Here is a 12,501-nt window from a genome sequence, read left to right as displayed (position 1 = left end):
GGAGGAATAGCCCCCGCGCGACGACTTCAGAAGAGATCGCGGCGAAAGCGTCCCTCGTCGCGCAGGCGCTCGACCGCGGCGCTGCCGAGCAGCTCGATGAGCACCGCCTCGACCCCGGAAGCCATGCCACGACTGCCGCACAGGTAGATGACGGCCCCCTCGGCCAGCCAGCCGCGCAGGACGTCGGCGGCGTCGCGCAGGCGATCCTGCACGTAGACCTTGCTTCCCGCGTCGGTGGAAAAGGCCAGGTCGAGGCGGGCCAGCCGCCCCGCCGTCTGCCAGGCCAGCAACTCGTCGCGACAGAGGAAATCATGGGCCTCGCTGCGTTCGCCGAAGATCAGCCAGTTGCGGCTCTGGCCACGCCGGACGCGCTCGCGCAACAGGCCGCGCAGCCCGGCCAGACCGGCGCCGTTGCCGATCAGCAGCAGCGGCCGGTCGTCCGCCGGCAGGCGGAAGCCGCCGTTGGAGCGCAGACGCATCGGCACGCGGGCCCCCGGCGCCAGCTCGCACAGCCAGCCGGAGCACAGCCCCGGCGTACCGTCGGGACGCCGCTGCCGGCGCACCAGCAGCTCCAGCACACCATCCTCTTCCAGCGAGGCGACCGAATAGCAGCGCGGCAGCGCATCCTGCGGTGGACGGATCTCCACCAGGTCGCCGGCCTCCCAGTGCTGCCCGTCCGGCACCTGGAAAACCAGGCGCCAGACCGGTTCGGCCGTGCTGCCCGGGTTGAGGCACTCGCGGGCCAGCAGCATCCATTCGTCGAAGCGCTCCTCCTGCGCCGCCGGCGAGCCGCCGCCGACCAGCCGGCCGAGTTGCTCGCGCCAGGTCTGCAGGGCCGCACCGTCGTCGCCATCCACCTCCACCGGAGCGAACAGCGCCCGGGCCCCCTGCTTTTTCAGCCACTGCTCGAGACGCCGGGCGAAGGCGCAGAAATGCGGGTACTGGCGGTCGCCGAGCCCGAGCAGGGCGTACTGCAGGTGGCTCAGTTCGCAGTCGCTGCCGAGCACCCGGCGCGCGAAGCCACGGGCGCTGTCCGGCGCCTCGCCGTCGCCGAAGGTGCTGACCACGAACAGTACGCGCTCGGCACCGCGCAGGTCGCTCTCGTCGAGCTGCGCCAGCGAACGCACCTGCACCGCGGCGCCAGCCGCCTGCAACTGGCCGGCGGCCTGCCAGGCCAGGCGTTCGGCGAAACCGTTCTGGCTGGCGAAGCCGATCAGCCACGGCTGGCCCTCGACCGACAGCGCCAGGGCCCGTTGCGCCTCGCGAGCGGCGCGGCGGCTGCGCCGGCGATCGAGATAGAGCTGCCAGCCGGTGACGAAAAACAACGGCATGCCCAGGCTGGCGAGCATCATCAGCACGCGCCCGGGATGGCCGAAATACTCGCCGGTATGCAGTGGGTAGAGGCTGGCGAGCAGGCGCCGGGGCAGGCTCTTGTCCGCGTAGCGTTCATGCTCGAGCGGCATGCCGCTGGCGATGTCGAGGCTCAGCCGGTCGGTCGCCCGGGAATGGTCGGCGCCGGACGCGACATAGGTGATCTGCAGCGGCTGGCCGGGACGCTCGGGCAGCGTCAGGTTGACCTGCCGGTAGGTATCCCCCACCTCGCGGCGAAAAGCCTGGAACAAGGGATCGAGGTCGATCGCCGGCGCCGCCGCCCCGTCCTGCCCGCCTCCCGGAGGCGGAGCGCGGCGTCCGCCGTGCTGCGCGGCGGTTTCGCCGGCCAGGGCGAAGAGGCCCTGGCGATACCAATCGTAGGACCAGTTCAGGCCGGTCAGCGCGGCCAGCATATAAAGCAGCAGCACCCAGGTACCGGCCACCGCATGCAGGCCCCAGAAAAAACCGCGCCCCTGGCGCGACCAGTCGAGGACCAGCCAGGCGCGCCAGTCGCCGGCCTGGCGCGGCCAGCGCAGGTAGAGGCCGGACAGGCAGAGGAACACCAGGATCAGGGTCGAGGCGCCGGTGATCGCCTTGCCGGTGTCACCGATGGCCAGCCAGCGATGCACCTGCATCATGAAACGGAAGAAATCCAGTCCCCGCGCCGCGCCGAGCAGGTCGCCGCTGTAGGGATCGGCGTAGAGGGTCTCGCCGCGCGGAGCGGCGCCGTCGACGCTCACCCGGGCGGCATCCTCCGGCGCGCTCGACAGGGTCAGCCCGAGCACCCGGCGCTGCCCCAGTTGCCCGCGCAGGCTGGCGAGCAATTCGTCCGGAGTCAGCGCCCGGGCGTCCTGCGGCACCTCGACGGTCATCACCCCCGGATTGAGAAAACGCAGCAACTCGTCCTGGTAGGACAGGCTCGCGCCGCTCACCCCCATGACCGCCAGCACCAGCCCGGCAGTGATGCCGAACAGCCAGTGCAACTGGAAAAGAATCTTCTTCAACACCTGATGTCACCCGATCGGTATCACCCCTGGCGACACGCCTGGAATCGAAATGCGCTCGCCCGTCATGCCTGCCGTCACGGCAGTGTGAGAGGATTCTATTCGAGAGCTTTTTGCAACAAACCGGCTTTACTCAGCCTTTACCCGGTATGCCGACCAGATGCGCGAAGACCGCCCGCGGGCGGCCTCCGGCAGCTTCGCAGCCTGCTCATCAGAAGTGCAGGTTGGTGGCCAGCAGCACGGTGCGCCCCGGCGCCACGTGGGCCATGTGGGTCGGATAGATCTGGTCGAAGTAGCGCTTGTCGGTCAGGTTCTGCACGTTCAACTGCAGGTCGAGGTTCTTGCTCACCTTCAGGTTGGCCATGGCGTCGTAGCGCCAGTAGCTGGACACCAGGGCCGTGTTGGCAGCGTCGCCGTAGCGCGAGTCCACGTAGTTGGCGCCGCCGCCGACGGTCAGGAAGGGGAACAACTGGTAGGTACTCCAGAAGCTGAAGCTGTTCTCCGGCGTGCTGGGGTTCTCGTTGCCGTCGTTGGCGCCGTCGACGCCGTTGACCACACCGCCGTTGACGATCTCGCTGTCGAGGTAAGTGTAGTTGGCGAAGATCTGCCATTCGCGGCTGAGCCGCCCGCTGACGCCCAGCTCGAAGCCCTTGATCTCGACCTCACCCATGTTCTGCGTCCGGCCATCCTGGTCGGTGACCCGTGCGTTGGACTTCTTGGTCTTGAAGATCGCCGAATCCAGCGCCAGGCGACCGTCGAAGAACTCCCACTTGGTGCCCAGCTCGATGTTGCGGTTGCGTTCCGGCTCGAGATCCTGGGTAGCGGTTGCGATGCTGTCGCTGCCTTCGCCGGAGGTCTCGCCGACCGGGTTGCGCGAAGTCGACCAGGCCACGTAGATGCTGCCGTTGGGTAGCGGGTTGTAGACCACGCCGAGCTGGTGGCTCCAGAAGTTGTTGTTGTTCTCGTATTTGAAATTGCCCGCGGACGTACCACGGCCACCCGTGGAATAGCCCGAGGATTTGGTTTCGAAGTCGTCGTAGCGCAGGCCGAGGTTCAGCGACCATTGGTCGTTGAACTTGAGGGTGTCGAACAGGTAGCCGGACTTGGTCTGGGTATCGGTGTCGGTATAGGCCAGACCGTCGGTGTAATACCCCGACCAGGAATCCTTGTAGGTCGGGTTGTTCAGGGTCGTACAGTCGCCCGAGGCCAGCAGCGCCGAGCTACAGACCCGGCCAGCGGCTCCCTGGGTGAAGGCGTAGGGCCGGTTGTGCACGTCCTGGTCGGTGATCTCGATGCCGCCCACCATGGTGTGCTCGATGAAGCCGGTCTTGAACTTCGCCCGGATATCGGTCTGGTTCACCCAGCCTTCCGAAGTGGAGTTGCGGCTTTTCGGCGAGCGCCACACCAGTCCCTGCTCGATATTCCCGGCCGCGGAGTCGTTCGGGTTGGTGGCGATATAGTCGAGGGTGGTGCGCACCTGGCGGAAGGAGTTGGAGATCGTCACGTTCTCGGCGAGGTCGTGCTCGATCCTGAAGGTGCCCGAATCGGTGCTGCTTTCCCGGAAGTCGCGGCTGCTCAAACCGTAGAAGGCGTCCTTGTGACCCACCGGACGGCGCACCGAACCGGTACCGGACGGGCTCAGCGGAATGCCGTAATCCGGCATATCGTCGGCTTCCACGTGATAGTAGGAGAAAGTCGCGCGGGTCGGGGTGTCGAAGCCGAAGGTGATGGTCGGCGCCACGCCCCAGCGGCTGACGTCCACCCCGTCGCGGCCGGCGACGTTGGCGTCGTGCTTCATCAGGTTCAGGCGAAAGCCGATCTGGTCGCTCAGCATCCGGTTGAAGTCCAGGGTGGAACGACGGGTCTGGTCCGAACCGAAAGTCTGGCTGATATCGAGGAAATCGTTGCGCTTGGCGGTCTTGGTGATCATGTTCACGCTGCCGCCGGTGGAACCGGCGCCGGTATAGGCCGAGCCCGGCCCCTTGCTCACCTCGATCTGCTCGATGTTGAAGATCTCGCGGGTCTGCGAGGCGACGTCGCGCAGGCCGTCGATGAAAGTGTCGCTCTCGGCGTTGAAGCCGCGGATGATCGGCCGGTCGCCCGCCGGGTTGCCGCCCTCGCCGGCGCCGAAGGTGATGCCGGAGGTGGTGCGCAGGGCATCGACCAGGCTCAGCGAGCCGGTGTCCTCGATGACCTGCTTGGAAATGATGGTGACCGACTTGGGCGTCTCGCGTAGCGGCGCGGTGAACTTCTTCGAAGCCGACTCGACCTTGTACTCGCCCTCCCGCTCGTCGACGATGCTGTCCGCCTCCATCGACACGACGCCCTGCTTCTCGGCATCCTTTTCCGTCGGTTTCTTCTGCGACACTTCCTCGGCACGCAGCCCGCCGATCGAGCTGAAGGCCGTCATGACTCCCAACGCGGAAGCCAGCACGCGCGGCGTGGCGGCCGGGCGCTCATTGATACGCGACATTTCGTTTCCCCCTGGCGAACGAACGGCGCGCACTCTATTCGAGAACAATTCTCGAAATCAATAGATACAATTTTCAAATGCACCGAATTTTCAATCTTTACCTTTCGTACCATTTACCCGGAAAATAGAAAAAAATATCATTTGAGATACATTCTCGATTAACAAGGGCCAGCCAGCATGCTGCTACACATACCGGGGGTGTTTTCCCGCGACGAGGTCCGGCGCATTCGCCAGGCACTGGAGCAGGCGCAATGGCTCGACGGCAAGGTGACCGCGGGCTATCAGTCGGCGCGCACCAAGCACAACCTGCAGCTCGCCGAGGACGACCCGCTGGCGCGGGAGATCGCCAGCGCCATGCTCGAACGCCTGTGGCAGAACCCGCAATTCATGTCCGCCGCGCTGCCGCACAAGGTCTATCCGCCACTGTTCAACTGCTATACCGACGGCGGCACCTTCGGCTTCCACATCGACAACGCCGTGCGCCAGGTACGCGGCTCCGCCGAACGGGTACGCACCGACCTCTCCTCCACCCTGTTCTTCAGCGATCCGGACGAATACGACGGCGGCGAGCTGGTGATCCAGGACACCTACGGCTCGCAGCGGCTCAAGTTGCCGGCCGGCGATCTGGTGCTCTACCCGGCCACCAGCATCCACCAGGTCACGCCGGTCAGCCGCGGCGCGCGCTACGCTTCCTTCTTCTGGACGCAGAGCCTGGTCCGCGAGGACTCCCAGCGCAGCCTGCTGTACGAGATGGACCAGGCGATCCAGAGCCTGTCGCGCGACGTGCCGGATCACCCGGCGCTGGTCCAGTTGACCGGCAACTACCACAACCTGCTGCGCCGCTGGGGCGAAGTGTGAGCGAACGGCCATGAGCTTCATCCTCCGCCGCACCGAAACCCCCGACCTCGAACGGCTGGGCCGCAGCCTGGCCGACGATCCGCGCCAGGCGGCGCGCTGGATTCTCGCCGCGGCGGGCGCCGGCGAACCGGAGGCCCAGGCCCTGCTCGGCCAGATCCTGCTCGATGGCCTCGGCATCCAGCCCGACGCGGTGCTGGCCCGCGACTGGTTCGCGATCGCCGCCCGCAAAGGGCACGCCATGGCCGGCAACATGCTGGGGCGCTGCTGCGAACTGGGCTGGGGCGGCCCCGTCGACGAAGCCGCCGCCGCCCGGCATTACCACGAGGCGGCCGTGCGCGGCCTCGACTGGGGCATGTACAACTACGCCAACCTGCTCGCCACCGGCCGCGGGGTCGAGCGCGACGAGGAGCAGGCCTTCGCCTGGTATCAACGCGCCGCCGCGCAGGGGCACGCCAAGTCGATGAATCTGGTCGGACGCTACTACGAGGAAGGCCGGGTGGTCCGCGCCGACCTGCAGGCCGCCTTCGAATGCTACCGGCGCTCCGCCGAAGCCGGCGATTTCCGCGGCCAGTTCAGCTACGCGACGGTACTGATGGGCCTGGACCGCTGGGACGAGGCCCGCCACTGGCTGTGCGAAGCCCTCGCCCTCGGTCATCTGAAATTCCTGCGCAAGGCCTGCGACGAACTGCGCCGGGCCGCCGTCGCGGAAGTCGCCGACATCGCCGAAGCCTACGCCCGGCGCTGCACCGAGCTGGAGGCGACGGCCTCCTGAGCGAAAGGCCGGCGTCCACGCCGGAGCCGCCGTGCGGGTGTCGCTTGCCACGCTTCCCCGGCGGCGAGCCGAGGGGTAAACACGAACGTATATTATTGGTAAATTTTTCGCATAAATCGCACGGGCCTCCCTAGAATCCGCCGGAATTCCGACCTCTCCGAACAGAAGCTCCCCATGCCCCGTACTTTCTGGCTCGGCACCCTCCGCCAATGGCACTGGATCAGCTCCGCCCTCTGTCTGGCCGGCATGCTGCTGTTCGCCGTCAGCGGCATCACCCTCAACCACGCCGCGCAGATCGAGAGCAAGCCACGGGTGGAAAACCGCAGCGCCCATTTGCCCGAGGAACTGCTCGCCGCGCTGCGCGCCGAGGCGCCGGGAAACGGCCTGCCGGCCGTGCTGCGCGACTGGTTGGAAGAAGAACTGGACATCCGCCTGGACGGACGCGAGGCCGAGTGGACGGAGGACGAGCTGTACGTCGGCCTGCCGCGTCCGGGCGGCGACGCCTGGCTGAGCCTCGACCTGAAGTCGGGCGAACTGGAGTACGAGGACACCGACCGCGGCTGGATCGCCTACCTGAACGACCTGCACAAGGGCCGCCACGCGGGCGTCGCCTGGAGCTGGTTCATCGACATCTTCGCCGCGGCCTGCGTGGTCTTCAGCCTGACCGGCCTGCTGCTCCTGCAGCGCCAGGCCGGCGCACGGCCGAGCACCTGGCCACTGACCGGCCTCGGCCTGCTGCTGCCACTGTTGATCGCCTTGCTGTTCATCCATTGAAGGATCATGCCCATGCGCAAACGCTTGCTGCTCCCCCTCTGCTCGCTGCTCGCCGCCCCGGCCTTCGCCGCCGAACTGCAGATCGGCGTGGAAATCCCCCGCCTCGAGGTCGCCGAGTACCATCGCCCCTATGTCGCCATCTGGCTGGAGAAACCCGACCAGCAGCACGTCGCCGACCTGGCGGTCTGGTACGACCTGAAGATGAAGGACAAGGAAGGCGAGAAGTGGCTCAAGGACCTGCGCCAGTGGTGGCGCCGCAGCGGCCGCGGCCTCGAACTGCCGGTCGATGGCGTCAGCGGCGCGACCCGCGCGGTCGGCACCCACAACCTGACCTTCGGCGGCGACAGCGCCCAGCTCAAGAATCTGCCGGCCGGCGAATACAGCCTGGTGGTCGAGGCGGCGCGCGAGGTCGGCGGCCGCGAACTGCTGCGCGTTCCCTTCGCCTGGCCGCCCCGGCAGGCCGAGCAGCACCAGGCCCAGGGCAAGAGCGAACTGGGCACCGTCACCCTCCAGTTGAAACCCTGACCAAGGAAGCCACCATGAAACCGATCTTCAAATGGACCGCCCTGGCCCTCGCCGCCTGCCTGCCGCTGTCCGCCCATGCCCACCGCGTCTGGATGCTGCCTTCCGCCACCGTGCTGTCCGGCGAGGACCCCTGGATCACCGTGGACGCCGCGGTATCCAACAACCTGTTCTATTTCGACCACTTCCCGCTGCAACTGGAAGGCATCGGCAAACCGCAACTGCCGCCCTCCGCTCCGGCGCCGCAGAGCGGCCCCGACGGCAAGCCCGCCGCGCAGGCCGGCCAGCCCGGCGGCCCGGGCGCTCCCGGTGGCCAGCCGCCGATGCGCCGCCCGCCCAACAAACTGCTGGTGCTGGCCCCCGACGGCAGCGAGGTGAAGCCCGAGAACGGCAATCGCGGCCGCTACCGCAGCACCTTCGACGTGCACCTGACCCAGAAGGGCACCTATAAACTGGCGGTGGCCAACAGCGGCCTGATGGCCTCCTGGAAGGAGAACGGCCAGCCGCGCCGCTGGATGGGCAAGGCCGAGGATCTGGACAAGGATGTACCGGCCAAGGCCGAGGATCTGAAGGTGGTGCAGACCAGCAACCGCATGGAGGTCTTCGTCACCTCCGGCAAGCCCACCGATACCGTGCTCAAGCCCACCAACCAGGGGCTGGAACTGGTGCCGGTCACCCATCCCAACGACCTGGTCGCCGGCGAGGCCGCCGAGTTCGGTTTCCTGCTCGACGGCAAGCCGGCCAAGGACCTGGAGATCACCCTGATCCCCGGCGGCAACCGCTATCGCGACGAGACCGGCGAGATCAAGGCGAAGACCGACGCCCAGGGCAAGGTCAGCATCACCTGGCCGAGCGCCGGCATGTATTGGCTGGAGGCCGAGCTGAGTAGCACGGAGGGCGTCGCCAAGCCGGTCACCGAGCGCCGCGCGGTGTACAGCGCGACCCTGGAAGTGCTGACCCCCTGAGCGGTCCGCGACAGCCGGTAGGGTGGATGGCCACAGCCATCCACCACGGTGGACGGGCCGGCGGCATCGTCGTCCACCTCGCGGGGAGCGGGGAGGACGCCAAGTCCTTGCTCGCGACGTCTTGCCGCCGTCGCCTCACGCCGCGGAGCCCACGACCTTGAAGCCGTTCCTTCTCCTCGCCGGCCTGGCGTTCATCGCCCTGCTGCCGTGGCTGCAACCCTCCCGCGAGCTTTCCGCCCTGTTGGCCGTCCTCGCCTGGCTGGGCGTCTGCCTGCACGGCTGGCGGCAATGGCGGGCCGGGCGCGATGACACCCGCCCCGGCGACGGCCTGCCGGTCGCCTACGCCAGCCAGGGCGGCCAGGCGCGGGCCATCGCCGAGCGCAGCGCCGCCCAACTGCGCGACGCCGGCCTGCCCGCCCGTGCCCTGCCGCTGGAGGCGCTCGACCTGCGACGGCTGGCGCAACCGGCGCGCCTGCTGCTGGTGGCCAGCACCTATGGCGACGGCGAAGCGCCCGACCACGCGGCGCGCTTCGAGCGCCGGCTGCTCGGCGAACGTCCCGACCTGCGCGCGCTGGAATATGCCGTGCTGGGCCTCGGCGACCGCCAGTATGCGCATTTCTGCGCCTTCGCCCAGCGCCTCGACCGGCGCCTGCGCGAGCTGGGCGCCACGCCGCTGTTCGACCGCCTGGAGGCCGACCGCGCCGACCCGGCGGTGTTGCGCCGCTGGCAGCAGCAGCTCGGCCGACTCGCCGGCGATACCCGCTTCGACGACTGGCAGGAAGTCGACTATCAGCCCTGGACATTGATCCGGCGCCAGTGCCTCAACCCCGGCAGCCAGGGCGCGCCGGTGTTCCACCTGCACCTGGCCCCGAACGACAGCGCCGCCGACTGGCGGGCCGGCGACATCGCCGAGGTAGGTCCGTGCCTGCCGGCCGAACGGGTCGCCGTCCTGCTCGAACGCCTCGGCCTGGACGGCGGAGAGTTCCAGGCCGACGGCCGCCCGCTGGCCTGGCACCTGGCTCGCCGCCAGTTGCCGGAGGATGCCCGCGAACTGACCGGGCTGTCCGCCGCGGAACTGCTGGAGCGGCTGCCAAGGCTGCCGCACCGCGAATACTCCATCGCCTCGCTGCCCGGCGACGGCCGTCTCGAACTGCTGGTACGGCAGATGCGGCACCCCGATGGCCGCCTCGGCCTCGGTTCCGGCTGGCTGTGCCACCATGCCGCCCCCGGCGCGACCATCGATCTGCGCGTGCGCGCCAACCCCGGCTTCCGCCTGCCCGCCGATGGCGGTCCGCTGATCCTGATCGGCAACGGCACCGGCCTGGCCAGCCTGCGCGCCCATCTGCGCGAACGCGAGCGTCTGGGTCGGCACGGCCACTGGCTGCTGTACGGCGAACGCAACGCCGCCCACGACCGTTTCTTCGCCGAGGAACTGGAGACCTGGCGGCGCGACGGCCATCTGGCGCGCCTGGACCTGGCCTTCTCCCGCGACCAGGCCGCGTCGGTCTACGTCCAGCACCTGCTGCGCGAGGCCGCCGACGAGTTGCGCGCCTGGCTGGCCCGCGGCGCCAGCCTGCTGGTCTGCGGCAGCCTGCAGGGCATGGGCCGCGAGGTCGACGCCCTGCTCCACGGCCTGCTCGGCGGCGCCGAGGTGGAACACCTGCGCGAGGCCGGACGTTACCGCCGCGACCTTTACTGACAGTTGCGGACAACGGAAACCTCGTGCTCCACACCGGTCGCGAACGAACCCGCTTCTACAGGGAGAGTGCCGAACGTCCGGCGTTGCAAGGTGGCGCTCCCGGGTAGGAGCGGATCACCGCGGCGGCCGTCCGCCGCGACCTACCGAAGGCGCCCGAAGCCCCGTACCCACTCCGGATCGCGAACGAATTCACGCCTGCAAGGGGAACGCGAAAGTCCGGCGCCATGGCGATCGCCCGGTGCAGGAGCGGATCACCGCCCCGGCCGCCAGAGCAGCTCGGGTCCGATATCGGCCAGGGTCCGGCAACCGGTCAGGGCCATGGCGACCTCCAGCTCGGCGCGCAGCAGTTGCAGCGCATGGCAGACGCCGGGCGCGCCCGCCGCGGCCAGGGCAAAGACGTAGGACCGCCCCACCAGCACCGCGCTGGCGCCCAGGGCCAGGGCCTTGAGCACGTCGGTGCCGCGGCGGATGCCGCCATCCAGCAGCAAGGGCAGCCGTCCCTCGACGACCCCGGCGATCTCCTCCAGCACCTCGATGGTCGCCGGCTGGGTGTCCAGGGTTCGCCCGCCGTGGTTGGAGACGATGATCCCGTCGATGCCCTCGGCCAGCGCGCGGCGGGCATCCTCGGGGTGCATCACGCCCTTGACCAGCAGCGGCAGACGGGTCAGCGAACGCAGCCAGGCGAGCTCCCGCCAGGTCGGCGCGGCGGCCAGCAGCGGGCCGCCGAACAGCGGGCTGTCGCCGATCCGGGCGATGGTCGGCGGCAGCGCGCGCATGCCGCGCAGGTTGACCGCCTCGACTCCCTCCGGCAGCGCGAAGCCGGCGCGCTGCTCGCGGTTGCGCAGGCCGCTGACCGGCGCATCCACGGTCACCACCAGCGCCTGGTAACCGGCCGCCTCGGCGCGCTGCACCAGTTCGCGGGTGAAGGCGCGGTCGGGCTGCACGTAGAGCTGGAACCACAAGGGCGTCTGCGCCTGGCGGGCGATGTCCTCCAGCGCCACGCTGGCCTGGGTGCTGACCACCATTCCGGCGCGCGCCGCCGAGGCCGCCAGTACCGTGGCCAGCTCACCGTCCGGGTGGACCAGCTTCTGGTAGGCCACCGGCGCCAGCAGGATCGGCTGCTCGAAGCGCTGACCGAACAGTTCCAGGCGGGTATGGCCGTCCGTCAGGTCGGGCAGCGCCCGGCTTCGCAGGCGCAGGCGCTGGAAGGCCGCGCAGTTGTCGCGCAGGGTCAGTTCGTCCGCCGCGCCACCGGCCATGTAGGCCCAGGCCTGCTCGCTCATGCGCTCGCGGGCGAAGGGCTCGTAGTCGGCGAGCGCGGCGATGCTCGCGGGAATCTGCTGCAGCTTGGGCAGGGGGTCGTGCATCGGGTCCGCTCCTCAGGTATCCGCCCAGTGCCGCAGCAGGTTGTGATAGACGCCGGTCAGACGCTCCAGCAGCGGACTGTCGGGCCGCTCGGCGGCCAGCGCCTGGATCGACTCGTCCAGCTCCAGCAGCGTGGCCCGCTGGCTGTCCCCGCGTACCAGGCTCTGGACCCAGAAGAACGCGGCGTAGCGCGCGCCGCGGGTGACCGGAGTGACCTGGTGCAGGCTGGTGCCGGGGTAGAGCGCCAAGTGGCCGGCCGGCAACTTGACCCGCTGCGTGCCGTAGGTGTCCCGGATCACCAGTTCGCCGCCATCGTATTCGTCCGGATCGCAGAAGAACAGAGTGGCCGACAGGTCGCTGCGAACCCGGTGCGACGTCCCCGGGACACTGAAAACCGCATTGTCGATATGGTCGCCGTAAACGCCGCCGCCAGTGTAGCAATTGAAGCGCGGCGGCAGCACTTTCAACGGCAGGGCTGCGGCCAGAAAACGCGGGTTGGCGCCGAGACGCTCCAGAATCAGCGCCCCCAGCCGCGCGACCAGCGGATCGTCCTGGGCCAACTGCAGGTTGGCCTTGGCCCGGATCGCCACATGTCCGGCGGTCTGCCGCCCGTCATGCCAGGCGGCCCGTGCCAGGGCCTCCCGACACTGGCGTAGCTGACCCACCGTCAGCACATCGGGAATCGTCAACATCATCGT

Annotated in this window: 10 protein-coding genes; 6 read left to right on the top strand and 4 right to left on the bottom strand. The window is 68.8% G+C overall.

The window, feature by feature from the left end; translation table 11 throughout:
* Positions 1–26: 26 nt before the first annotated feature.
* Both AVCA_RS05600 and AVCA_RS05595 read right to left on the bottom strand, forming a co-directional pair.
* Positions 27–2,378, bottom strand: a complete 2,352-nt coding sequence (locus AVCA_RS05600) for a PepSY domain-containing protein (RefSeq protein WP_012699891.1) — start codon at positions 2,376–2,378, stop codon at positions 27–29.
* A 208-nt stretch (positions 2,379–2,586) separates the two neighbouring features.
* Positions 2,587–4,848 carry a TonB-dependent receptor gene (locus AVCA_RS05595; RefSeq protein ID WP_012699890.1) on the bottom strand — a complete coding sequence of 754 codons (2,262 nt, stop codon included), beginning with the start codon at positions 4,846–4,848 and terminating at the stop codon, positions 2,587–2,589.
* Between the two features lie 177 nt (positions 4,849–5,025).
* Here AVCA_RS05595 and AVCA_RS05590 point away from each other — a divergent pair, with 177 nt between their 5' ends.
* The 6 genes from AVCA_RS05590 (at position 5,026) to AVCA_RS05565 (ending at position 10,438) form a co-directional block, all read left to right on the top strand.
* Positions 5,026–5,706 carry a Fe2+-dependent dioxygenase gene (locus tag AVCA_RS05590; RefSeq protein ID WP_012699889.1) on the top strand — a complete coding sequence of 227 codons (681 nt, stop codon included), beginning with the start codon at positions 5,026–5,028 and terminating at the stop codon, positions 5,704–5,706.
* Positions 5,707–5,716: 10 nt separating this feature from the next.
* Positions 5,717–6,478 (top strand): tetratricopeptide repeat protein, encoded by a 762-nt coding sequence (locus AVCA_RS05585; RefSeq protein ID WP_012699888.1) that lies wholly within the window; start codon positions 5,717–5,719, stop codon positions 6,476–6,478.
* Positions 6,479–6,652: 174 nt separating this feature from the next.
* On the top strand, positions 6,653–7,252 hold the full coding sequence (locus tag AVCA_RS05580; protein ID WP_012699887.1) for a PepSY-associated TM helix domain-containing protein: 600 nt from the start codon (positions 6,653–6,655) through the stop codon (positions 7,250–7,252).
* Between the two features lie 12 nt (positions 7,253–7,264).
* Positions 7,265–7,777 (top strand): DUF2271 domain-containing protein, encoded by a 513-nt coding sequence (locus tag AVCA_RS05575; RefSeq protein ID WP_175555904.1) that lies wholly within the window; start codon positions 7,265–7,267, stop codon positions 7,775–7,777.
* A 14-nt stretch (positions 7,778–7,791) separates the two neighbouring features.
* Positions 7,792–8,739 carry a DUF4198 domain-containing protein gene (locus AVCA_RS05570; protein WP_012699885.1) on the top strand — a complete coding sequence of 316 codons (948 nt, stop codon included), beginning with the start codon at positions 7,792–7,794 and terminating at the stop codon, positions 8,737–8,739.
* 157 nt (positions 8,740–8,896) lie between these two features.
* Complete coding sequence (locus AVCA_RS05565; protein WP_012699884.1) at positions 8,897–10,438, top strand: sulfite reductase subunit alpha; 1,542 nt, start codon at positions 8,897–8,899, stop codon at positions 10,436–10,438.
* 251 nt (positions 10,439–10,689) lie between these two features.
* On the opposite strand, the gene AVCA_RS05560 is transcribed toward AVCA_RS05565, so the two are convergent.
* Complete coding sequence (locus AVCA_RS05560; RefSeq protein ID WP_012699882.1) at positions 10,690–11,805, bottom strand: alpha-hydroxy acid oxidase; 1,116 nt, start codon at positions 11,803–11,805, stop codon at positions 10,690–10,692.
* A gap of 12 nt (positions 11,806–11,817) precedes the next feature.
* Positions 11,818–12,498, bottom strand: coding sequence for a Fe2+-dependent dioxygenase (locus AVCA_RS05555; RefSeq protein WP_012699881.1), 681 nt, complete (start codon positions 12,496–12,498; stop codon positions 11,818–11,820).
* Between the last annotated feature and the right edge of the window lie 3 nt (positions 12,499–12,501).

It is taken from the genome of Azotobacter vinelandii CA (assembly GCF_000380335.1).
In the GTDB taxonomy this organism is placed as follows: Bacteria; Pseudomonadota; Gammaproteobacteria; order Pseudomonadales; family Pseudomonadaceae; genus Azotobacter; species Azotobacter vinelandii.
The sequence above is the reverse complement of the archived record's forward strand: the minus strand, read 5'-3'. Positions and strand labels throughout refer to the sequence as shown.